We start from the raw sequence: 22,579 nt of genomic DNA on the forward strand, positions 1-22,579 counted from the left end.
GCGCCGGCCGTCACCCCCGTCGTGCGTACGACGCGGTGGCACTCAGGCGGTCAGGTCCACGAAGTGCGCCCAGGAAGGACGGACCACCTCGCTGATCCTGTGCAGCACGGCCGGGGAGACGATGCTGTCGACCGTCAGCGCGACAGCTGCCTCGCCTCCTTCGGTGTCCCGCGCCACCTGCATCACGGCGATGTTGACTCCTGCCTCGCCCAGGATCCGTCCGATGGTGCCGATCATGCCGGGCACGTCCTTGTACTGGAGGAACAGCATCCGGTCGGTGATCTCCAGCTCGATGTCGTAGTCGGCGATCCCGGTGAGTTTCCGGATGTTCCGGGGCCCGGACAGGGCTCCGGAGACCGCGAGCGCACGGCCGTCGGCCAGGGTGCCGCGCAGGGTGATCTGGTCAGTGTGGGACGCGCTTTCGGAGCTGGTGACGAAGCGGACCGCGTCGATGCGCTGCCGGGCGACGAGGGGAGCGTTCACCAGGGTGACCCGCCGGCCGTCGGCGAACATGCCCGCGAGCACACCGCGTTCCAGTACGGAGACGTCGTGCCGGGTGATCGGGCCATGCACCTCGACGTCGAGTTCCACGGGGGGCTGCCCACCGGCCAGGGCCGTGAAGATGCGGCCGAGGTCACCGGCGAGGGGGAGGAAGCGCGTCACCTCGGTGAGGGGAGCGGTGACGTGCAGATTGACGGCGTCGGGAACCAGCTCCCCGGCGAGGGTCCGCCGGACGGCGTGGGCGACCGTGGTGCCGGCCCTGTCCTGGGCCTCGACGGTCGAGGCGCCCAGGTGCGGAGTGGCCACCACGTTGTCGAGGGCCGGCAGGGGTGAGTCGGTGCAGGGCTCGGTGGCGAAGACGTCCAGGGCCGCCCCGGCGACGCGGCCCTCCGTCAGCGCGGCGGCCAGGGCCTGTTCGTCCACGATGCCGCCGCGGGCCGCGTTGACGATGCGCACGCCCGGCTTGACCCGTCGTAACTCCTCACGGCCGATGAGGCCGGTCGTCTCGGCCGTTCTGGGCAGGTGCACCGTGATGAAGTCGGACTCGGCGAGGAGTTCGTCCAGCGTCACCGGCTTCGCGCCCGCCTCGGCCGCCTGGGACGGGGACAGGTAGGGGTCGTAGGCGATGACCCGCATGCCGAAGGCGCGCATGCGGTAGGCCACCAGCCGTCCGATGCGCCCGAGTCCCACGACGCCCAGGGTCTTGTCCGCCAGTTCCACACCGGTGTAGCGGCTGCGCTGCCACTGCCCCCGTTTCAGCGAGGCGTTGGCCTGGGGGATGTGGCGGGCCACCGAGATGATGAGCCCGCAGGCGAGCTCGGCCGCGGTGACGCTGTTGGACGCGGGGGCGTTGACGACGGTGACGCCGGCTCGTGTCGCGGCGTCCAGGTCCACGTTGTCGAGGCCGACCCCGGCCCGTCCGACGACCCGCAGGCGCGGGGCGGCGGCGAGTACTTCGGCGTCCACCCGGGTCGCCGAGCGCACGAGGAGGGCGTCCGCGTCGCGGACGGCCGCCAGCAGCCGTGTGCGGTCGGTGCCGTCGCAGTGGCGGATCTCCACCTGGGGGCCGAGCGCGTCGATGGTGGCCGGTGCGAGGGCTTCGGCCAGGAGCACGATGGGGGTTGTCATGGGGCTCGATTCCGGTAGGGGAACGGCGGTGGGGTCTCAGGAGGAGGGGGTGCGCTGGGGTTCGCCGGCCACGGAGGGGTGGTCCGTCTCGAGCGGGGGCTGGGAGGCGGCTCCGCCGGGGGCGCCGACGGTCGCGAAGAAGTCCCTCTCCACGCCGAGGTAGTTCGCCCAGGGGGCGGGCAGGTCGTCCTGGTAGAACACGGCCTCCACCGGGCAGACCGGTTCGCACGCGCCGCAGTCCACGCATTCGTCGGGCTGGATGTACATCTTCCGGGGGCCTTCGTAGATGCAGTCGACGGGGCATTCCTCGATGCACGCCTTGTCTTTGACGTCGATGCACGGCTGCGCGATGACGTAGGTCATGGAACTACTCCTTGACGGTCCAGGTGTCGGTGCCGGCGAGCAGCGCCGCGAGGTCGCCCTTGCCGTCACGTTCGACGGCGGCGTCGAGCTGGCCGGCCATCTGCGTGTCGTAGTCGGGCCGTTCGACCTGGCGCAGGACGCCGATCGGTGTGTGGTGCAGGGTGTGCGGGTCGGCGAGGCGGGACAGCGCGAAGGCGGTGCCGGGGTCGGTCGCGTGCGCGTCGTGCACGAGGACGTCGGCCTCGTTGCCGGGGGTGACGGGGACCACGCGCAACTGGCCGGTGGCCGTGTCTCGGATGACGCCCTTGCCGCCCGCGTGGCCGAACCGGATCGGTTTGCCGTGCTCCAGACGGATCACGGCTTCCTGGGCGCTCCGCTTGTCCTTGAGGACGGCGAAGGCGCCGTCGTTGAAGATGTTGCAGTTCTGGTAGATCTCCACGAGCGCGGTGCCCTGGTGGACGGCCGCCCGGCGCAGCACGTCGACCAGGTGGTGGCGGTCGGAGTCGAGGGTGCGGGCGATGAAGGTGGCCTCCGCGCCGATGGCCAGGGAAGCCGGGTTGAACGGGGTTTCGAGGGATCCCATCGGCGTGGACTTGGTGATCTTCCCGGTTTCCGAGGTCGGCGAGTACTGCCCCTTGGTCAGGCCGTAGATCCGGTTGTTGAACAGCAGGATCTTCAGGTTGACGTTGCGGCGCAGGGCGTGGATGAGGTGGTTGCCGCCGATGGACAGGGCGTCGCCGTCGCCGGTGACGACCCACACGCTCAGGTCGGTGCGGGAGGTGGCGAGGCCGGTGGCGATGGCGGGGGCACGACCGTGGATGGAGTGCATGCCGTAGGTGTTCATGTAGTAGGGGAAGCGGCTGGAGCAGCCGATCCCCGAGACGAAGACGATGTTCTCCCGGGCCAGGCCGAGTTCGGGGAGGAACCCCTGTACCGCGGCGAGGACGGCGTAGTCACCGCAGCCGGGGCACCAGCGCACCTCCTGGTCGGACTTGAACTCCGTCGCGGACTGCCTGGTCTCGGCCCTGGGCACCAGGGGCAGCGGGTCACCGGGCATGGAGGGCCTCCCGCAGGGTCGTGGCGAGTCGTTCCGCGCTGAAGGGCATTCCGGTCACCTGTGTGTGCGCGGTGACGTCCTTCAGATACGCGGCGCGCAGCAGTGTCGACAGCTGTCCGAGGTTCATCTCGGGAACCAGGACACGGCGGTAGCGGGCGAGGACGGTCCCGAGGTTGCGGGGCCGGGGATTGAGGTGGCGCAGATGTGCCTGCGCGATGTGCTCGCCCTCGCCGCGCAGCCGGCGTACGGCGGCGGTGATGGGTCCGTAGCTGGAGCCCCAGCCCAGGACGAGGAGGTCGGCGTCGCCGGTGGGGTCGTCGACGAGGAGGTCGGGGACGCCGATGCCGTCGATCTTCGCCTGGCGGACGCGGACCATGTGGTCGTGGTTGCCGGGGTCGTAGGAGATGTGGCCCGTGCCGTCCTGTTTCTCGATGCCTCCGATGCGGTGCTCCAGGCCGGGTGTGCCGGGGACGGCCCAGGGGCGGGCGAGCGTGTCGGGGTGGCGTTTGTAGGGCCAGAAGACTTTGGTTCCGTCGTCGGTGGTGTGGTTCGGCCTGACCGCGAACTGCTGCCGCAGGTCGGGCAGTTCGTCCGGGCTGGGGATCTTCCAGGGTTCGCTGCCGTGGGCGAGGTAGCCGTCGGACAGCAGGAAGACCGGTGTGCGGTAGGTGAGGGCGATGCGGGCGGCCTCGATCACCGTGTCGAAGCAGTCGGCCGGGGTGCGGGGGGCGACGACGGGCACGGGGGCCTCGCCGTTGCGGCCGTACATCGCCTGCAGGAGATCGGCCTGTTCCGTTTTGGTGGGCAGCCCGGTGGAGGGTCCGCCGCGCTGGATGTCGATGACCAGCAGGGGCAGTTCGAGGGAGACGGCGAGACCGACCGTCTCCGATTTCAGCGCCATCCCCGGACCCGAGGTGGTGGTGACGGCGAGGGATCCGCCGAAGGCGGCGCCCAGCGCGGCGCCGATGGCCGCGATCTCGTCCTCCGCCTGGAAGGCGCGCACGCCGAAGTTCTTGTGGCGGCTCAGCTCGTGCAGGATGTCGGAGGCCGGGGTGATCGGGTAGGAGCCCAGGTAGACAGGGAGGTCCGCTCGCCTGCCTGCGGCGATCAGGCCGTAGGACAGGGCGAGGTTTCCCGAGATGTTGCGGTAGGTGCCCGGCGGGAAGGCGGTGGCCGCGGGCGGGACTTCGTAGGAGGCCGCGAAGGTCTCGGTCGTCTCGCCGAAGTTCCATCCCGCGCGCAGTGCGGCGATGTTCGCCTCGGCGAGGTGGGGGCGCGTCGCGAACTTGCGCTTCAGGAACGTCTCGGTGCCGGCCGTGGGGCGGTGGTACATCCACGACAGCAGGCCGAGGGCGAACATGTTCTTGCACCGGTCGGCGTCCTTGCGCGGCAGCGCGAAGTCTTTCAGCGCTTCGGTGGTCAGCGCGGTCAGCGGTACGGCGTGCGCGTTGAAGCGGTCCAGGGCGCCGCTTTCGAGCGGTGAGGTGCCGTAGCCGACCTTCTGCAGCGCGCGGGGGGTGAACGCGTCGCTGTCGACAATGACGTCCGCCCCGGCCGGCACGTCGGGCAGGTTGGCCTTGAGCGCCGCGGGGTTCATGGCGACCAGCACGTCGGGGGCGTCGCCGGGGGTGAGGATGTCGTGGTCGGCGAAGTGCAGCTGGAAACTCGAGACGCCGGGAAGGGTCCCGGCGGGAGCCCTGATCTCCGCGGGAAAGTTCGGCAGGGTCGACAGGTCGTTGCCGAAGGCCGCCGTCTGCGAGGTGAAGCGGTCGCCGGTGAGCTGCATGCCGTCGCCGGAGTCACCGGCGAAGCGGATGACCACCTGGTGCAGTCGGCGTGTGGGTTTGGTGTGACGCGCCGCGCCGCCGGGCTCAGGCATGACTCGCTCCGGGCCGCACCCGCGGGGCGGGCCGGGAGGCCGCCGGGGCCTTCTCGGTCCAGATCTCCGCTCCCAGCTGACCGGCGAGGAGGACTGTACCGGCGGTGGGGTCGGGGGCGGACGCGGGCACGATCAGTGCTGCCCGCGGCTGAGCGGCGTCGGTGAAGGCGGTGTCCGGCAGGCCGACGACGAGGAGGTCCCCCACGGTGGCGGCGTGTGCGTGTGCGGGTCCCGTCAGATGGCCGGCGGGACGGGCGGGGGCCTGGAGGAGCTTTTCGTACAGCCCTACGGTGGCGGGGAACTCGGTCTCGGTGACGGCGTGCCGGGGCAGCAGTCGCAGGCCGGTCTCCCGCGGTCGCGGGCGTGTGCCGCCAGGCATGGCCGTCCGTGGCTGCTCGCCGGACCAGGGCCGGTGTTCGACGAGTTCGGCCAGCGTTCCGTCGGGGTAGCGGACCCGTGCCCGCGCGCCGGGAAGGATCGGCTCGGGCGGTTCCACCACGGTGGTGCGGGTGGCTTCGAGCAGGTCGAGCTGCCGGCCCAGGTGGGGCACGATGAGGGAGTAGCGCGTCTGCCGCTGGATCGGGGTGAAGGGACGGGTGCTGGCGATGAGCAGGACGTTGCCGACGGCGGCCAGTTCCAGGCCCCCGAAGTCGGGGATGGGCATGCGCAGGTCGGCCGGAACGCCGAGGAGGCGCTCGTAGTGGCCGATGTGCTCGTCCAGGTCCGGCAACGGGATCAGTGAACGGGCCAGCAGGCGCGGCCGGGTCAGGACGGAGGAATCGGGGCGGCTGCGGAACCAGCGCTCGGGGTCGGCAGGCTGCGTGGGGCGGGGCATCGGTCAGCCTTTCTGCACGGGGTAGGGGGTCGAGGTCCACCAGGGCTGCACGGGTATGCCCCAGGCCGCGAACTCCTCGCTCACGAGGTGGTGCAGGTGGGCGGCGTCCCCGAAGTGCTCGGGCATGCCGGTCACGGTGACCGTCATCTGCCGGCCGCTTCGCACCAGGCACAGCGAGGCCCTCAGGCGGGCTCGGTCCGGCAGGACACCCGGCACGTTCATGGTGCGCAGCGCGAGGGAGTCGGCGGTGCGGCCGGCGAAGTGCAGCACGTCGTGGTCGACGTCGCCGAAGTTGGACGCGACGACGTCGGTCTGTTGCGCTCCGGGGGTCTTCAGGGCCGCGGCGGCGCGGGACGGCAGCAGGTGCCAGAGGGCTTCGGGGACGAGGGTGGCGCTGTGCAGTCCGGATTGCCGTAGCAGCTCTTTGGTGGCGTGCCGGGTGGGCTGGAGGTCCTGGTGGTTCGCGGCGCCGCCGGGAAGGCGCAGCGGGACGACCACGAGTGCGTTGGCCTGTTCGTCGGCGGCGGAGCGGCGCAGGCTCATGGGGATGCCGACGTGCACGTCCTGGCGGTCTGTGCGCGGGACGTGGGCGCGGGTGAGGTTGGCGGCGATCTCCACGAGGAGGGTGTTGACGGTGCCGTGGTGGCGGCGTGCGGCGGCCTGCCACGCCTCGGTCTGGGCCGTGACGATGGCCGTGGTGAAGTAGCGGGGCGTCGAGGCCGGCTGGGGGCCGTGGCGGGGCGCGGAGAGGGTGGCGAGGGCCCGCAGGACGGCAAGCCGTTGGTGCCGTGGCCGGCGCAGCAGCCAGGACGCCGTCCGTGTCAGTGCCCGGGTGGTCTGTCCCAGCGCGTCGGTGAGGTCGCTGTCAGGGGGCTGTTGTGCCGGTGTGCGTGCGGCGATCGCGTGGAGCAGGCCCAGGCCGTCGCTCCGGAAGTGCGGGACGGTCAGCGACACGAGGGAGCCGTCGCCGTAGGGGGCGGCCGCCAGACGCCACAGCCGGCCGGAGTCCGCCGGCAGGGGCGTGAGGGTCTGGGCGTCGGCCCATGCGAGTGCGGTGTCCGGTGTCAGGGGGGTGCGGTCGATCGCCAGGTGGTGCGTGTTGGAGGCCATGACCCACTTGCGGCGGGCGGCGGGGACCGAGCTGCCGGCCGCGGTACGGCTGAGCAGGCCACGGTTGAGGCGCTGCCATTCGGCGTTCAGTTCGCTCTCGGGCAGCGGACCGGGCAGGCGCCACAGGACCTGGACGATGCGGGAGGAGCCCAGTGCCGTGGCGGCCTGGTGCAGCATTTCGTCGGTGGAGTTCAGACGCCACCGTGTCGCGCGCGTCATCGTTGCAGCGCCTCCAGGAGGTGGTCGGCGGCCTGGCGGCCCACGGCGGGGGCGATTTTGAACCCGCCCCCGTTCCAGCCGGCCGCGGTCACCAGTCCGTGCGGACGGGGCCAGCTGGTCACCGATCCGGGACCGGCTGCCGGCACCATCGCGTCGTAGGCCGTGACACCGCCGACGGCGGTGGCGCCGGCGAGCTGCGGAAAGCGCTGCGCGACGACGGCGCGGACGCGTTCCGTCTCGGCCGGGTCGACGCCGTCGCGGGTGCGGGCGGGTACGTCGGTGCGGGTCGAGGGGACGCCGGCCAGGACGGTGCGGTCCGTGTCCCATCGGCGCAGCCAGGCGCCTGTGGTGTGGTCGACCAGGGTGGGCAGGCCGGTGGTGTCCTCGACGCGGAACAGGCAGTAGCTCACTGCTCTCGTGCGCAGCGGAAGGTCGACGCCGGCGGACGCCGCGAGGGGCGTGCTGCCCACTCCGGCGGCGAGGAGCACCGCGTCGGCGTGGACGTCCGCGCCGCCGGAGGTCCGCACGCCCTGGACGCGCGAGGAGGAGTGCGTGAGGCTGAGGGCCCGGGCGCGGAGCAGGCGCAGTCCGGGGCCCGCGTCGCGGTGCAGGGCCTGGAGGGTCTCGGCGGCCGGCAGCCATCCGGCCCGTGGCTCCATCACGCCCACGAGGTGGCGGGGGACGGTGAGCTGCGGGTGGCGCTCGGCGATGTCGTCGGCGTCGAGGACCTCGACAGGGAGTCCGGCGCCGCGCACCGCCTCGATGCGGGGTGTGACCCGGCCGAGGTCGCCCTCGTCGATCAGGGTGAGGCTGCCGTGCCGGCGGACGGCGGGCCAGGAGCCGTGCCGGCCGCGGGCCAGGTAGCGGGCGCAGCTTTCGACGGGCCAGGTGGCGTAGGCGCCGGCCGGGTCGAAGGCGCGTATCAGGCCGCCGGAGACGAGCGTGGCCGCGTCGGTGGCGGAGTCGTCGATGACGATGACGCGGGCGCCGTGGGCGGTGAGCCGTTCGGCGCTGGCCAGGCCGGTGATTCCGGCGCCGACGATGGCGACGTCCGCCCTCAGCGCTGCCGTCATCGCAGTGCCTCGTGCGCGGGGTGGGGCAGGGTGGGGGCGGGGGGTGTCAGGAGGGAGTCGGCGATGTCCGAGGCGCGGGCGGAGAGCATGGCCAGGGCGCCGGCGTCGCCCATGCCGTGACTGGCTTCGCACAGGCCGTTCAGGTAGATCCTCAGCGGCCGGGAGGCGGTCTCGGGGGCCTTGAGTTCGATGGCGTAGTCGCGTCCCACCTCGGGGATGCCCTCCTCGTCGAGAGGGAGCCGGTGGGCCACGCCTTCGAGCAGGGGGTGGTAGCGCTCGTCGTCGGCGCTGATGCCGAAGTCCTTGAATCCGGTGGCGAGGATGACGACGTCCGCGTCGAGGCTGTCGTGGGTGTGGTGGTTGATCTCGCGCATGGTCAGGCGGTGGGGTCCGCCGCCGGAGGGGGCGTCGATCTCCGTGACCTCGGTGAAGGGGCGCAGACGCAGGCGGTTGGAGCCGATCAGGTCGTACTCGCGCTGCACGGTGACGAGGCGGTCGATGACGTCCTGGTCGCAGGCGGCGTAGTTGATGGAGCGCAGGTCGGTGCGCAGGCGGCGTTTGACCGCCGCGGGCAGCGGGTGGAAGTAGTCGACGAATTCGGGCAGGAACACCTGGCGGCTGTAGGGGCTGGTGTCCTTGAGGCGGAAGCCGATGCTGCGGTGGATGGAGGTCACCTGGCGGACGTTGGGCCGTTCCAGCAGGTTGAGCACGATCTCGATGGCGCTCTGGCTGGCTCCGATGACGGCGACGCGGATGTCCTGGTCGTTGAAGGCGTTGATGGAGGACAGGTAGCGGGTGGAGTGGAACACGGTGTCGCCGAGGCTGGCGGGGAAGGGGTGGGGGATGCGGGGGGAGCGCCCGGTTCCCAGGATGAGTGTCTGGCCTAAGTAGTGCTGGTCGTCCTGGGTCTTGACACAGAACACCTCGTTGCCGTCCTGGTCGTCCTGGAGCGTGAGCTGCACGGCGCTCCGTCCGTAGTCGACCTGGTCGGCGAACGCGCCGGCGACCCAGGCGAGGTAGGCGCCGTACTCGCGGCGCAGCGGGAACTTGGCGTTGAGGTGGAGGTAGTCGGTCAGCGCTCCACGGGAGGCCAGGTACTTGATGAACGTGTGGGGACTGTCCTGGTTGCGCTGCATCGCGAGGTCGCGGAACGGGTTGTTCTGGATGTCCGCGCCGGACAGGAGCTGTTCGTCCTGCCACTGGAAGCCGGGTGAGCGTTCGATGAAATGGGCGTCGCTCAGGCGTCCGACCTCTTCGAGGATCACGGCCAGGGAGAGGTTCGCCGGTCCGAATCCGATGCCCAGAACGGGGTGGACTTTCTGTTTCATCGTGTGATGTCCCTCGGCTTGTCGTGCGTGCAAAGGCGGCGGCAGGCACCTGCGGCCGGGGTCTTCCGTGCGGATCAGGCGCGAGCCCGGCATGATCCGCACGAGAGGCCCTGGCTGCCGCAGGTGCCGTGAGCGGCCCTGCGGCGCCGGCAGGTTCTGCGCGTGGGGGGCTGCGCGATGCAGCGGGGCCGGTCTGCGGTCAGGAACTCAGCAGCGCCGTGTCGGTGATCTCGTTGGCGTCGTTGACGTGGACGACCCGGGACTTGAACCCGATCCGCTCCTCTTCGTCGAGCTGGGCGTAGCTGATGATGATGACCTTGTCGCCGGGCTGGACGAGCCGGGCCGCGGCCCCGTTGATGACGACGTGTCCCTTGGGCGCCTGCGGAGACTCGTCGAGGATGGTGTAGGTCTCGAAGCGCGCACCGTTGTTGATGTTGACGACGTGCACCAGTTCGTGGACGCCGATGCCGGCGGCTTCGAGCAGTTCCGGCGAGATGGTGATGGACCCGACGTAGTTGAGGTTGCTGTCGGTGACGGTCGCGCGGTGGATCTTCGAGTGCATGAACGTGCGCAGCATGGTGCGGCTCCTTTTGCGGGTGTGTGATGCCGGTCGGTTGCGGCAGGTGGTGTGAGGGCGCGTTCCGCGGCCGGGGGCCGGGGATTCGGGCGGGCCTGTTACGGCAGGGAGTCCGTCAGGCCGGCGAAGGCGCCGGGGGGCCGGTCGTGGAGATCGGCGAGCAGCGGCGGGGCGGTCTCGGCGGTGGCGCCGAAGGCCGCGGTGATGTGCCGGCACAGGTCGGGGGTGAGCGGCCAGGCGAGTGTGCGCAGGCTCCACAGGAACTGGAGGGCGCCGCTGACGTCGGCCGGGTCGTCGGCGTCGAGGTTCTCGCAGCGCAGGGCGAGGACTTCCAGGTGCAGAGCGAGCGCTTCGGCGGCCTTGCGGATGGAGAACGACTCGAGCCGGTAGGCGTCCTCGAAGCGCTGCCGGGAGGCGGTGAGGGCGGTCACCCACCACGCGGAGGGGTCGGTGTCGACGCGCCGGCCGGTCGCGGTCTCCGCCAGGGCGCTGCGGATCTTCGCCAGCGGGGTGTCGAACCGTGTGGTGATCGTGGAGGCGGCCACGGGCTCGCTGAACTCCGACTGCTGGAGTTCGGGGCTGGTCAGGGACAGTACGAACCGGGTGCGGTCGCGGCCGACGCTCTCCAGGTACTCCCCCGCCCAGCGGACGTCTCCCTTGCTGGTGGAGAACTTGCGGCCCTCCAGCAGGTAGTACTGGTTGGTGAGGGTGCGTGTCCTGGTCGGTTCGACGGGCAGTCCGTGGCGGGCGGCGAGCAGGGACAGCGCCACGTAGACGAAGGCGTTGTAGAAGCCGTTGTCGATGCCGATGAACTGGACCAGTTCGTCGACGCTCTCCCGGTCTCCGCCGCGGGTCTGCCGCAGCCAGTAGACGTGGCCCACGTAGATCTCGGGCCAGGCGTTGATGGTCTGCCCGATCTGGTCGGCGCCGTCCCAGTCGACGGTGATGCCCCAGGTCAGCGGATAGGTGATCGGGATGTACGGCAGGGGGCCGGCGAGTGTCTGCGCGACCACCCGGGCCAGGTCGGGGCGCAGCTGTACGTCGGAGTCCTCGTACCAGTCGGTGAGCAGGGAGCGGTGGCGCTCCAGGTCCAGGACCCAGATGGAGACGGGCCGGCGCGGCAGCTCTCCGCCCGTTCCGCCGGTGGGCAGCAGGGCGCCGGGCAGGTTGTACAGGCCGCAGGCCTCGCAGACGCCGGCCCTGGCGTGTGCCAGGCAGGTGGGGCAGCGCCCGGTGACGAAGGCCTCGGCCTTGTAGGTGCCGGTGGCGGCGTCGTAGGGCAGTTCCACTTCGCGCCGGTCGAAGGCGCCGTTCTCCCACAGGCGGGTGAAGAAGTCCCGCACGAAGGCGGTGTAGTCGCCGTCCGGGCGTTCGAAGAGGTCGACGTCGACGGCCGCGAGGCTCAGCGTGCGGCTGATGCTGTCGTAGGCGTGCCGGATGAGCGACTCGGGGTCGGTTCCTATCCGCTCGGCCGTGGTGACGACGTAGGTCTGGTTGTCGTCGGTGCTGGTGCCGAAGGCGACGTCGTGTCCGAGGATCTTCTGGGAGCGGGCGCAGACGTCGCTGGCGAGCACCGGGCCGGCGAGGTGGCCGAGGTGGAGGTCGCCGTTGGGGGTGGGGGGAGAGAAGGTGACGTTGATGCGTCGCCGGCCTGAAGGGGCGTCGGTCATGAGGGAGGATCCCCCTTAGTCGGTGGGCTGGAGCCAGTAGATGGACACGAACGTCAGCGGCTCGCTCGAACTCGTGTTCGTGACGATGTGGTTGGTTCCGTGCGGGATGTAGATCACGTCCCCGGGTACGACCTGTCGCTCCTCGTCCCCCACCCGGGCGCGTCCCTGACCGCTGACGAAGATGAACGTCTCGTCGGTGGCGTGGCCGTGCGGGGTGCTGGACTCGTCGGGCCGGATGGAGCACAGGGTGCTGTTCCACGGCGGGGTGACGACACCTTCCCAGGGGTAGAGCTGGCGGATGTCACAGCCGTTCTTGCGGATCAGCTCGTCGCCGGCGCTGGTCTTGACGTGCATGTGGTTCCTCTCGTCCGGCGTCTGCCGCGCGGGGTGCTTGCCTCACCCCAGGGCGAACAGGCGCTCGATGGTGTCGGGTGCGAACGATTCGGCGGGCACGTGGAAGGGCCCCTGGAAGGTGGCCAGCCGGGACCCCGCCAGGACGGGGTCGCTGGGCCACACCTCGGCGTAGGCCGAGCGCCGGGCCCTGCCCTGTGCCGTGAAGGTCATGTTCATCGTGGTGCGTACCGAGCCGGAGATCTCCAGGCGGCGCATGCGTTCCTTGCGCTCCTCGGCGTAGGACTCGAAGATCTTCGCGTCCCAGGTGCCGGCGGTGCGCAGGCAGTCGCGGATCATGCGTGCGTCGCGCAGGGCGATGGACAGCCCTTGTCCGATCACCGGGTCGGACCAGCCCGCGGCGTCCCCGAGCAGCACGGCGCCGGGCACGGCGGGGGTGTCGGCCCATGCGTCGTTCATCGGGTAGAAGGCGCACACGGCGGTGGGGGTCGCCGCCGCGAACATCTCGCTGCCGGGGATGCAGTCGAGCTGGAAGGCCTGGAGGAACTCGGCATGACGGTTCGGGCCGGCGAAGCGGCCCTTCTGACCGACGTCGTGCAGGAGGTAGAGGCGGGCGCGGCCACCCTCCCGCGGGAAGACGAAGTAGAGCAGGTCGTTCTCGGTGCCGATGGAGGTGACGTTGACCGGCCAGTCGTGCAGGTCCTCCACCAGCATTCCCCCGCCCAGCGAGTTGGGCGGTGTCTGTGTCAGCCCGATGCCCAGCTGGCGGCGCACCGTGGACATCCTGCCGTCCGCGCCCGCGATCAGCCGGCACGACACCTGGTGTTCCATGTCGTTGAGCTCGTAACGGACGGTGGGATCGTCTCCCCCGCTCACCAGGACGTCGCCGATTCCCCGTACGACGGTGGCGCCCGCCTCCTCGGCGGCGGTGGACAGCGCTTCACAGGCGGCCGGGTGCCCCACATCGAGAACTCCGCGAATTCCGGGCAACATCCGGTCGAGGTGCAGCGCCTTGGACTTCGCGGTTTCGGGATCGACGATCTCGTCGAAACCGATGAACCGGTCGACGTAGGTTCCGCCGGCTTTCAGAATGCATTCTTCGAGGCCCAGGTCGATGAGTTCCTGCACGCCCCAGCAGTTGATGACTTCGCCTCGTACTTTGTCCCGGTAGGAGGTCTGCCGCTCGAGGAGCATCACCTCGTATCCGTCGCCGGCCAGGGCTGCTGCCAGCGCGGATCCGGCTATACCACCGCCGACGACGACCACGTCGAAGCGCTCGGTTTCCGCCATCAATCCTCCTGTACGCCGTTATGAGGGCATGCCTGACATGGCTGACCGAAATCTCAGCCGAGTTTTGCCGGGTGGTGACGGGTTAATCCTTGCTATCTCTTCGGGCCCGCACGAGAGGTGTATGTGACATTCGTCGTCCAGTTTGGGTCAGCAGGACCGCCCTCCGGCGTCATCGATGCCTGAACATTTACTGACGCGCCGAATGCGGGAGTTTCCTGCGCTGCCCGTCGGACGCGTCATCGTGCCGGCTGTGACGTGGGCCAGCCTGCCCCCTGGACGCGCGGTCGCCAACGGCGACTTGCTCAAGTGGGGCGGGCGCGGTCCTCGGACGCCCTCACCCGCACGTGTTCCGGGTGCCGGCGGACGGCACCGCCCGCACGGGGAGGAGTCCGCCGGCCGCACCGGCGAGTGCTCGCGCGGGGATTCCGCCCCGTCGCCCGGCCCGGGCCGGCCGTCCGCCGATGCCCGGACTCGGCGGTGTGCCCCGAGCGGCTGGAGCGTTGTGGGCGACAGGCTTCGGGAGAGGCCGAAGACGGCCGGGGCCGGGATCAGGGCCGGCTCACGGCTAGCGCCTCACGGCATGATGCCGCGCAGGGCGAGGTTCCACATCTGCTCCAGCTGCTTCACCGCGTCCGGTTCGCGGGCGGCCTGCAGCGAGGTCCGTACGCGCATCTCGGCTCCGACCAGGAGGTAGGCCGCGAGGTGGGCCACCGCCGCGGGCTGGGTGCCGGCACGCAGCTGACCCGTGCGCTGGGCTCGGTACGCCAGTTCCCCCACGGCCGGCAGCCAGCAGGACGCCCAGCCGAGGTCGTTGGCAGGCCGCTCCCGGGTCAGCCGCGCCGCGGACCGTACAGCCGTCTCGTCCTCCAGGAGCCGGGCCAGCGAGAGGGTGAGCTCGACCAGTCGCTCGAGGGCGGGGCTGTGCCCCCTGGCGAAGTGCTCGACGACGCGCCGGATGGCCGTGCACCCTTCCGCCTGGACGGCGTCGGCCAGTTCGCTCTTGCTGCGGAAGTGGAAGGTGAGAGCACCGGTGGTGATGCCTGCCGTCTTGCACACTTGCACCAGGGAGGTGCCGGCGTAGCCGTAGCGGTCGAACTCCGACGCGGCCGCCTGCACCAACGCCCGCCGTGTACGCGCTGCTCTTTCCTGCATCTGTGCTCCGGGACGCTATCTGGTTGTCTGGCAGCCACGGTCGCGTGCGCGGGCCTCCCCCAGGGCTGCGCGAGGGCTGCCGACCGGACTCACCACTGCGGCGACGCGGTCAGCGGCTGGCATCCCGCATCCCCTTGAACGATCTTGCAACGGAACACCAAGCCTCGCGGTCACCTGGCCGTTGCCACAAGTCCAACTTCCCCACACGCTCGGCCGAGATGGCCTGTTTCGGCTCGCGCGCGCCGCCGTGGCCTTCCACTCTCGCGGTTTGCCCCGCAGCGCAATGTCCGATTCCCGACTCGCCAAAAACATAGTTGACTCAATTATTCTATGTGGTCCAGAGAGAAGGGGTCGTGTCATGTCCTTGCTCTACCCGCCCCCGGTCGGCCGGCGCGGCGCCGCCGACCACCTGTCCGCCTTCACGGACACCGTGTTCGCCCACCTGCAGCGCGCGGACCAGAGGCGCTGGGGCCACGCCTACCTCCAGGGTCTTCTGACGGTCCCGGGCAAGAAGACCGTCCGGCGCCTGGCCGCGGCCTCCACGGAGTCCCCGACGGCGTTCCAGTCGCTTCAGCAGTTCGTCAACTCCAGCCCCTGGGAGTGGGAGCCGGTGCGGGGCGAGCTGGCGCGCTGGAGCGACGCACGCCTGTCCCCTCGTGCGTGGACCGTCTCCACGACGGTCGCCGCGAAGCGGGGCGATCACTCCTGCGGTGTGCATCGGCGCTTCGTGCCCCATCTCGGCCAGCACGTCAACGGCCAGATGTCCGTCGGGCTCTTCATGTCGGACGGCACGACGGCGGTACCCGTGGACTGGCGTCTGCACCTCCCCGAACGCTGGATGCACCCCCAGCTGCGCCGGCGGGCACGGATTCCCGGCGACGCCCGGTCATTACCCCCGTGGGCCGACGCCTTGGAGATGGCGGACAGGCTCAGGCGGTGCCACGGTGTGACACCGGCCCCGCTCGTGGCCGACATGAGCGGCGCGAAGCCGACGGCCGACCTGGCCTGTGCACTGCTGCGCCAGCGCAACGAGTTCGTGATCGCCGTGCCGCCCGCCTTGCCCGTCATGGTCATCGACCCGTCCGCCACGGGACTGGCACAGCTGCCCTCCTCGGACGGCCGGCGCACGCTGATGCTGTCCCCTTCCGCCAGCACCGTCCTCCACGCCCGCAGCGCCCTGCGGCACGGACAGCGCGCAGGACGCGGACTGACCTGCCTGGCCCGGCTGCCCCTCCCCACCGGGGGCGCGTGGCGGCAGGGCGTCCTGCGTCTGTTCACCGACCCGCATCGGCCCGAGCGGATCTGGCTGACCAACATGGTTCGCCGCCGCCTGAGCGACCTGCGCCTGCTCACCGAGCACCTCGTCCCCGCGGCCGAATGCGTCCGTGAGCTGGAGGAGGACTTCGGGCTGCTGGACTTCGAGGGCCGCTCCTACCCGGGCTGGCACCACTTCATGACGCTGATGTCGGCGGCTCACGCCTACCGGCGGCTGGCAGGCACTCCCCTGCGTTCCGGCCGGGCGCTGCGCGGCGTACCGGCCTGAGCGTCCGCTTCGCGTGCTGGAGCGCGGCAGCTCAGGCACCGGCAGCGCCGCGCTGGACGGCGTACGTCGCCGAGGGCGGTCGGTCAGACCGCGCCGACCCCGCCGTCCACGGCCATCGCGGCCCCCGTCACGAACGAAGCCTGATCGCTGCACAGCCACGCGGCGGCCTCGGCCACCTCCTCCGGGAGGGCGAGTCGCCGCTGGATCGCCCGCGTGTAGGCGGTCTCCTCCGACGGCATCACGCGCATTGCGGCCTCCATCAGCGGTGTCCTGGTACTCCCGACGACCAGCGCGTTGACGCGGATTCCCTGGCCCCCGTAGTCCGCCGCCGCCGCCTTCGTCAGACCGATCACCGCGTGCTTGGCCGCGACGTAGGGCGCCACCGCGCCGGTGGCCAGCTGTCCCGCCGTCGAGGAGGTGTTGACGATCGCCCCGCCCTCCCCCTGCCGGAGCATGACCGGTATCTGCTCGCGCAGACAGTTGAAGACCCCACGGACGTTGACGTCCATGATCTGGTCGTACATGGCGTCGGGAACCTCGTGCAGGGCGGGGCCCGCCGTGCCCCAGCCGGCGTTGTTGAACGCGGCGTCGAGACGGCCGAAGTGCCGGACGGCCTCGTCGACGGCGCGCCTGACGTCCTCCACCGACGTCACGTCCCCAACGACAGCACGAGCCCGCGCTCCGTCAGCGGTGAGTTCCTCGGCCAGTTCGCGCAGCGACTCCGCCCGGCGCGCCATCAGCACGAGCTGGGCTCCCTTGCGCGCGAAGAGGCGAGCGGCTGCCGCCCCGATACCGCTGGAAGCACCCGAAATCATGATCGTCTTTCCCGCGAGCACGCGACCCCCCGTGAAGTGAGCGTGGAAGAACCGACAGCGACACCACTTCGCACACAGTGGCACGAGACCACCGTCGTCCGCTCCCAACTACACCGATCCGCCGTTGAGTTGACCGGGTTCGAGACGTTCGAAGCGATCGCTGCCTCCGGACTCACTCCCGGATCGCGCGCCACGGCGGCTAACGGGACAGGTAGCGCTCTTCGCCCATCGCCACCTTGCCTGCCGCGGACGGCGTGGCGATGGCGGGAAGCAGGCACCGCCACATGTCGCGCACGCGCAGTGGCAGGTCCTGGCGTTCCGTCTCCAGATGCGCGTGCATCTGCGCGCCCGTGCAGGCGTTGACGATCAACCGCGCCACTGCCTCGACCTCCGCGGCCGCCCGCACCTCACGCCGGCGTTGGGCCTCCCGGAGGCTCTCCACCAGCACCCTCGTCCACTGCTGATGCGAGTTCTGTTCGCCGTTCATGAAGAACTCCTGGTCCATCACCAGGCGCGCGCCCGCCAGCAGAAAGACGTCGTCCACCATCTGGTGAGCCCAGCTGAGCGTGACGTCGACGGAGAACTGGAGTCCCTCCGACTCCAGATCGTCAAGGACCGGCCGTAGCCGTTCCGGTTGTAGCTGAACGATTTCCCGCGCGAGTTCCTCCTTGTTCCGGAAATGGAAGTACATCGCCCCCAGCGTCACTCCGGCACGATCCGTGATCTTCGTCAGGGTCGTCGCGAAGAAGCCCTGCTCGGCGAAGATCTCGGCCGCCGCCCGCAGGAGTTCGGCGCGCGTGCGCTGCGCCCTCGCCTGCTGCGGCGCCGACCTTCTACCCGTCATCTGTCCCACGTCTCCAGTCACCCTCTCGACAAGAAACATAACCGTATCTATTTTTATCTTCGAATGTTTCCCGGCGGAGACGCGGCTCGAACGATGATGTTCCGGAAAGGATCACATGTCTCACAGCAGCATGGCTTCCCTACCGCCTGACCTGCACCGCTACGTCGGCAAGACAGACGTGAGCGAGGTGCTCGTCCGCGCACTGGCCGCGAAGACCGACGACACGCACGTCGTCACCGCCCAATGGCCCCGAATCCACCGCTACTACACCTCCGACCCGAGCGGCTACGCCCCTCACATCCTCACCGAGAGCATCAGGCAGGCCCTGGCGCTCATCTCCAGGACGGCCTTCGGAGTCCCCCTGTCCAGCCGCATGGGCTGGCAGACCTTCAACTTAGCGGTGGCGGCGAGCCGGCTGTACACCGAGGAAGGCGACCCGGACATACGCCTGACGGTCACTCATTCGCACGTCACCCCACGCAAGCGGGGGTCCGTCCGCCTCACCGCGTCCGTCGAGGCGACCCGCGACGGTCACCACCTCGGATCAGCCCACGTGACCTACAGCGCGCACCCCCCAGCGATCTACGACCGACTGCGCGGCCCCTACGCCGACCCTTGTACGGCCACGTCGCGTGCGCTCCCGCTGTCCGCACCGGCACCCATCCTGACGGGAAACCGCCGACCCGGCGACGTCGTCCTCACCGCCACCCGGGTTCCCCGCTCCTGGCTGCTGCGGGTCGACACGACCCACCCGGTGCTGTTCGACCATCCGCACGACCACGTGCCCGGCATGGTGCTGCTGGAGGCGTGCGGCCAGGCCGCCATCGCCACCGTCCATCCGCTGCGTGCCGTGCCCACCCGCTTCGACACCACGTTCCTGCGCTACGTCGAACTCGACAAGCCCTGCCTCATCACCACGACACGCCGCAGTACCGCCGACGGCAGCCCCGACACCGTCGACGTCACCGGCATGCAGGACGGCCACGAGGCGTTCACGTCCAGCGTCACCGTCCAGCTCCGGTCCGCCCTGCTCCGCCCGGACCTCGCCCTGGCGTGACGTCGGATCGCCGGCGGTCGCGATGGCGGGCGGGGGGCGGCGCGGCGGTGCCCCGCGCAGGTGGCGCAGCGGCTCGGCTGTGAGGTCGAGGGTCTCGACCTCCGAGCAGGCCGCCCGCAAGGCGCGCAGACCATGCGGCCGATCACCTCCCGGGGGCCGGCCTCCGGCTCCTGGTCGTACCGCTCGGGAGCGGGGGTCGGGGGAAGTCAGCGACCGTGGCAGCACGACGGATGCGGTACAGCCACATTGCCGCGAACATGATCGAGGCCAGCGCTCACGATCTCCGAGCCGGGGTCGGTCACCTCCTCCTGGGCGGCGTCGACTCCCAAGAGTTGATCAACACGGTGGCCCGGGCCGGGCGGCACCGTCTGCACCCGCCGCAGCCCGACCGAGGCGTTCAACGAGGCGGGGGCTTCGTCGCCGGCGGCCGACCGAGGGCTCCGCCCGTCACCGGTGCGGCCGCGCATATGCTGGACGACCACCATCGGGCCGGTCCGGGGTGAGGCAAGCGCCGTCCTCGCCGCCGCGGGCACCACCACACAGGGGCTCCCGGCCGTCCAGTCCACCGGGGACGCGGGGCCCGCTCTCATGCCGGAGGCAGACGTAATGGACACCCCGCGCATCTCGCGCCGCGCGCGAGCCGTCGCGCCCTTCTACGCCATGGAGTTCGGCAAGCACGCCGCCGCGCTGGAGGCCCAAGGGCACCATGTCGTCAAGCTCAGCCTCGGCGAACCCGACTTCGGTGCGCCCCCGGCCGTCCTGGCGGCCATGCGGGAGGCCATGGACGGGAGGCCCCTGCCGTACACGCCCGCCCTCGGCCTGCCCGCGTTGCGGCAGGCCATCGCCGGCTTCTACCGGGACGCGCACGGCGTGCAGGTCGATCCCGGCCGGATCGTGGTGACCGCCGGTGCCTCCGCCGCCCTGGTCCTCGCAGCCGCCGCCCTCGTCGACCCCGGGGATGAGGTCCTCATCGCGGACCCGTCGTACCCCTGCAACCGCCAGATCATGGAGAGCTTCGGCGCCCGGGCCGTCCTCGTGCCCACCACCGCCGCCGGCCGCTTCCAACTGGACGCCGCGTCCGTGCGGTCGCAGTGGACGGACCGGACCCGCGGAGTCATGGTCGCCACACCGTCCAACCCGACCGGTACGTCCGTGCCGTCCGCCGAGCTCGCCGCGATCTGCGCCACGGCCCGCGAGCGCGGCGCGTGGCGTCTGGTCGACGAGATCTACCTCGACCTGGGCGACCATGACGAGCACGGCCAGCCGCCGGCGAGCGTGCTGGCGTCCGACCCCGACGCCGTGGTCGTCAACAGTTTCTCGAAGTACTTCGGCATGACCGGCTGGCGGCTCGGCTGGTGCGTCCTCCCCGAGGCGTGCGTACCCGTGATGGAGCGCCTCGCCCAGAACTACTTCCTGTGCGCGTCGGCGCCCGCCCAGCAGGCCGCGCTGGCCTGTTTCACCCGCGAGTCGCTCGCGGTCTGCGAGGCGCGCCGCGAGGAGTTCGTCCGGCGCCGCGCCCTTGCCGTCGAGGGCCTGGAAGGCATCGGCCTGCCGGTGCCCGTGCGCCCCGACGGCGCGTTCTACGTGTACTTCGACGTCAGCAGCACCGGGCTAACCTCCTGGGAGTTCTGCGAACGGGCCCTGCGCGAGGCACACGTCGCCCTGACCCCCGGCAGGGACTTCGGCGTCCGCACGGCCGACACCCATGTCCGGCTTTCCTGCGCCGCGGCGGCGGACGAACTGCGTGAGGGGCTCGCCCGCCTCGGCACGCTGGTGGCCACGCTCGGATGACGTGTCCGGACGGGCGGGCTCGGGCTCGGGCGCCGCTTTGAAGGCGACGCACCGGCTCCGCCGGACCCGACCGGGCGGCGGCGACGGAGAGCGGTTCGAGCGCGACGGCCGGGACTAGACTTGTCGGGGTGTTTTCTCGCCAGGGAGCAGAACACCTCGCTGGTCGGCCGTGCGGCGACGCTCCGTCCTCACCGCACGCGCACGACGATGGGAAGCGGTGCCACCGGACATGATGCTGGCGATCGTCTTTGCCGTGCTGGCCGCGGGCAGCAACGCGTGGGGAACCGTCCTGCAGCGGCGTGCCGCCGGCGGCGTTCCCGTCTCACGGTCACCCCTCCGGCTCCTCGCCGGTCTGCTACACAGACCGGCGTGGCTCGGCGGCATTCTCGGAGTGACCCTCTCGGCCCTCTTCCAGGCACTGGCCCTGAGCGCCGGATCACTGGCGGCGGTGCAGCCCGTCTTCATCCTGGAGCTGCCGATGGCCCTGCTGTTCGGCAGCTTCGTCTTCCGGGTGCAGGTGTCCGGCAAGGCGTGGTGGAGCGTGCTCTGCATCTTCGCGGGGCTGGCGGTCTTCCTGTTCTCGGCCTCCCCCACGGGCGGACGCGACCAGGTGCCCGGCCTGTGGTGGCCACCGACGATCGCCGTCGTCGGCGCGGTGGAGGCGGCGCTGGCCGTGATCGGTCTGCGCCGGCCGCCCGGTCTGGCCAGGGCCGCCTGCCTGGCGGCCGCGGCAGCCATCGGCAACGCGCTCACGGCGGCCCTGGTGAAGTCCGCCATGGACGTCCTGTCCCGGGACGGCGCGGCCGGTTTCCTCCTCGCCTGGCAGACGTACGGCTTCGCCGTCGCGGGATCGCTCTCCATCGTGTTGCTCGGGTACGCCATGCAGGGCGGGCCGCTCATCGCCTCCCAGCCGGCCCTGACCCTGGGTGACGCCGCGGTCAGCTTCGCTCTGGGTGTGACGTTGTACGCGGAGTCGCCCCGGCACGGACTGTGGCTCGTACCGGCCCTCGCCGGTCTGGCGCTCTTGGCGTACGGCGTCTTCACACTCTCCCGCACCCGGTGCCTCGCCAAGTGCGTCAATCTGGACGAGCGGGACGGGCATCAGGAGGTGGGCCAGCGCCCCGCGGCGATCATGTGACGGCCGGCGTGCCGGACCTAAGGGCACACCGGGCCACATCTCCTGCCGACGAGGCAGGCACCGCGGGACCGGCGCGCCTGGGAGGGGCGTGGAACCGGTTCCGTGGCCCGCATGTGCGGCCCGCCCTCCCCCCGACGCGATGCCCGTCGGCGCCCCTGCCGGGAAGGGCACGGTCGGTCCGGTACCGCGCCCGTCAGTCAGTCGGTCAGCCGACGCCGAGCTGGGACAGCAGGGTCTGGTTGTCCTCGATGTGCCAGTCCTCGACGATCCGCCGCTCGCCGGCGTGCTGGATGTCGATGGCGTTGAAGTCCACCTTCTGCCCCTTGCCCTGGATGCCGTCGAAGGTGCCGGTGAAGTGGCCCCTGAAGACGAGACGAGCGGTGATCTTGTCACCGGTGATCAGCAGGTCTGCCAGTTCGCACGTCAGATCGGGCACGGCGGCGCGGAAGTTCCGGGACGCGGACACCGGGCCTTCGGGCCCCTGAGGCCGGCCGGGCGGCAGGGTGTTGTCCACGAAGTCCGGGCTGACCGACGCGTCGAGGTACTTCTTCTCGCCCGTGTTCCAGAAGGTGTACAGCTGCTGCGCGAGACGTACCTCCAGCGCCGCCCGGCGCTCGCCGATCGAGCGGTCCACCGTCAGTGCCGTCGGCCTCACCAGGTCGGGCGAGCCGTCGACCAGCTTCCAGGGCCAGGCGTGGGAGCCGGTCCGCTGCTGGTCCTTGGCGACGGACGGCTGTGCGGCCAGCGCGGTGCCGGTCGCGACGGCGGCGGCGGCGACAACGGCCACCGCGGCACGAGTGAGCTTGCGGGACATGCGGGTATCTGCCTCTCGGTCGATCGGTTGCGCAAGGGGTTGCC

At 70.9% G+C, this 22,579-nt stretch carries 20 protein-coding genes; 4 read left to right on the top strand and 16 right to left on the bottom strand.

Annotated features, from left to right (window positions below; all coding sequences use genetic code 11):
• Window positions 1-42: 42 nt before the first annotated feature.
• From serA to AB0946_RS22640, 13 genes are all read right to left on the bottom strand, one after another.
• The gene (gene serA / locus AB0946_RS22580; RefSeq protein WP_366762426.1) at window positions 43-1,629 is read right to left on the bottom strand and encodes a phosphoglycerate dehydrogenase; all 1,587 of its coding nucleotides are present in this window, start codon (window positions 1,627-1,629) and stop codon (window positions 43-45) included.
• Window positions 1,630-1,665: 36 nt separating this feature from the next.
• On the bottom strand, window positions 1,666-1,992 hold the full coding sequence (fdxA, locus tag AB0946_RS22585; protein WP_366762427.1) for a ferredoxin: 327 nt from the start codon (window positions 1,990-1,992) through the stop codon (window positions 1,666-1,668).
• Window positions 1,993-1,996: 4 nt separating this feature from the next.
• Window positions 1,997-3,049 (bottom strand): 2-oxoacid:ferredoxin oxidoreductase subunit beta, encoded by a 1,053-nt coding sequence (locus tag AB0946_RS22590; protein WP_366762428.1) that lies wholly within the window; start codon window positions 3,047-3,049, stop codon window positions 1,997-1,999.
• A complete protein-coding gene (locus AB0946_RS22595) occupies window positions 3,039-4,928 on the bottom strand; it encodes a 2-oxoacid:acceptor oxidoreductase subunit alpha (RefSeq protein ID WP_366762429.1) in 1,890 nt (629 codons plus the stop codon). Before AB0946_RS22595 ends, AB0946_RS22590 begins: the two co-directional genes overlap by 11 nt.
• The gene (locus AB0946_RS22600; RefSeq protein WP_366762430.1) at window positions 4,921-5,763 is read right to left on the bottom strand and encodes a lactoylglutathione lyase; all 843 of its coding nucleotides are present in this window, start codon (window positions 5,761-5,763) and stop codon (window positions 4,921-4,923) included. Before AB0946_RS22600 ends, AB0946_RS22595 begins: the two co-directional genes overlap by 8 nt.
• Before the next feature lie 3 nt (window positions 5,764-5,766).
• The gene (locus tag AB0946_RS22605; RefSeq protein WP_366762431.1) at window positions 5,767-7,092 is read right to left on the bottom strand and encodes a hypothetical protein; all 1,326 of its coding nucleotides are present in this window, start codon (window positions 7,090-7,092) and stop codon (window positions 5,767-5,769) included.
• Entirely contained in the window at window positions 7,089-8,165 is a 1,077-nt protein-coding gene (locus AB0946_RS22610) for an FAD-dependent oxidoreductase (protein ID WP_366762432.1), read from the bottom strand. Before AB0946_RS22610 ends, AB0946_RS22605 begins: the two co-directional genes overlap by 4 nt.
• Window positions 8,162-9,493, bottom strand: coding sequence for a SidA/IucD/PvdA family monooxygenase (locus tag AB0946_RS22615; protein ID WP_366762433.1), 1,332 nt, complete (start codon window positions 9,491-9,493; stop codon window positions 8,162-8,164). Before AB0946_RS22615 ends, AB0946_RS22610 begins: the two co-directional genes overlap by 4 nt.
• A gap of 199 nt (window positions 9,494-9,692) precedes the next feature.
• Window positions 9,693-10,070 (bottom strand): aspartate 1-decarboxylase, encoded by a 378-nt coding sequence (panD, locus tag AB0946_RS22620; RefSeq protein ID WP_366762434.1) that lies wholly within the window; start codon window positions 10,068-10,070, stop codon window positions 9,693-9,695.
• A 98-nt stretch (window positions 10,071-10,168) separates the two neighbouring features.
• Window positions 10,169-11,740, bottom strand: coding sequence for a class I tRNA ligase family protein (locus AB0946_RS22625; protein WP_366762435.1), 1,572 nt, complete (start codon window positions 11,738-11,740; stop codon window positions 10,169-10,171).
• 15 nt (window positions 11,741-11,755) lie between these two features.
• Window positions 11,756-12,094 carry a cupin domain-containing protein gene (locus AB0946_RS22630; RefSeq protein WP_366762436.1) on the bottom strand — a complete coding sequence of 113 codons (339 nt, stop codon included), beginning with the start codon at window positions 12,092-12,094 and terminating at the stop codon, window positions 11,756-11,758.
• Between the two features lie 42 nt (window positions 12,095-12,136).
• Complete coding sequence (locus AB0946_RS22635; RefSeq protein ID WP_366762437.1) at window positions 12,137-13,381, bottom strand: FAD-dependent oxidoreductase; 1,245 nt, start codon at window positions 13,379-13,381, stop codon at window positions 12,137-12,139.
• Window positions 13,382-13,954: 573 nt separating this feature from the next.
• Window positions 13,955-14,533, bottom strand: coding sequence for a ScbR family autoregulator-binding transcription factor (locus tag AB0946_RS22640; RefSeq protein WP_366762438.1), 579 nt, complete (start codon window positions 14,531-14,533; stop codon window positions 13,955-13,957).
• Between the two features lie 358 nt (window positions 14,534-14,891).
• Here AB0946_RS22640 and AB0946_RS22645 point away from each other — a divergent pair, with 358 nt between their 5' ends.
• Complete coding sequence (locus AB0946_RS22645; protein WP_366762439.1) at window positions 14,892-16,076, top strand: transposase; 1,185 nt, start codon at window positions 14,892-14,894, stop codon at window positions 16,074-16,076.
• An 83-nt stretch (window positions 16,077-16,159) separates the two neighbouring features.
• On the opposite strand, the gene AB0946_RS22650 is transcribed toward AB0946_RS22645, so the two are convergent.
• Both AB0946_RS22650 and AB0946_RS22655 read right to left on the bottom strand, forming a co-directional pair.
• Window positions 16,160-16,912, bottom strand: a complete 753-nt coding sequence (locus AB0946_RS22650; protein ID WP_366762440.1) for an SDR family oxidoreductase — start codon at window positions 16,910-16,912, stop codon at window positions 16,160-16,162.
• Window positions 16,913-17,090: 178 nt separating this feature from the next.
• Window positions 17,091-17,735, bottom strand: coding sequence for a ScbR family autoregulator-binding transcription factor (locus AB0946_RS22655; protein ID WP_366762557.1), 645 nt, complete (start codon window positions 17,733-17,735; stop codon window positions 17,091-17,093).
• A gap of 115 nt (window positions 17,736-17,850) precedes the next feature.
• On the opposite strand from AB0946_RS22655, the gene AB0946_RS22660 reads away from it, so the two are divergent.
• From AB0946_RS22660 to AB0946_RS22670, 3 genes are all read left to right on the top strand, one after another.
• Window positions 17,851-18,792 (top strand): ScbA/BarX family gamma-butyrolactone biosynthesis protein, encoded by a 942-nt coding sequence (locus AB0946_RS22660; RefSeq protein ID WP_366762441.1) that lies wholly within the window; start codon window positions 17,851-17,853, stop codon window positions 18,790-18,792.
• Between the two features lie 606 nt (window positions 18,793-19,398).
• The gene (locus AB0946_RS22665; protein ID WP_366762442.1) at window positions 19,399-20,583 is read left to right on the top strand and encodes a pyridoxal phosphate-dependent aminotransferase; all 1,185 of its coding nucleotides are present in this window, start codon (window positions 19,399-19,401) and stop codon (window positions 20,581-20,583) included.
• A 229-nt stretch (window positions 20,584-20,812) separates the two neighbouring features.
• Complete coding sequence (locus AB0946_RS22670) at window positions 20,813-21,721, top strand: DMT family transporter (protein ID WP_366762558.1); 909 nt, start codon at window positions 20,813-20,815, stop codon at window positions 21,719-21,721.
• Window positions 21,722-21,926: 205 nt separating this feature from the next.
• Here AB0946_RS22670 and AB0946_RS22675 read toward each other — a convergent pair whose 3' ends face one another.
• Window positions 21,927-22,535, bottom strand: a complete 609-nt coding sequence (locus AB0946_RS22675) for an ester cyclase (RefSeq protein WP_366762443.1) — start codon at window positions 22,533-22,535, stop codon at window positions 21,927-21,929.
• Between the last annotated feature and the right edge of the window lie 44 nt (window positions 22,536-22,579).

It is taken from the genome of Streptomyces sp. NPDC046870, assembly GCF_040704595.1.
GTDB classification, from domain to species: Bacteria; Actinomycetota; Actinomycetes; order Streptomycetales; family Streptomycetaceae; genus Streptomyces; species Streptomyces argyrophylli.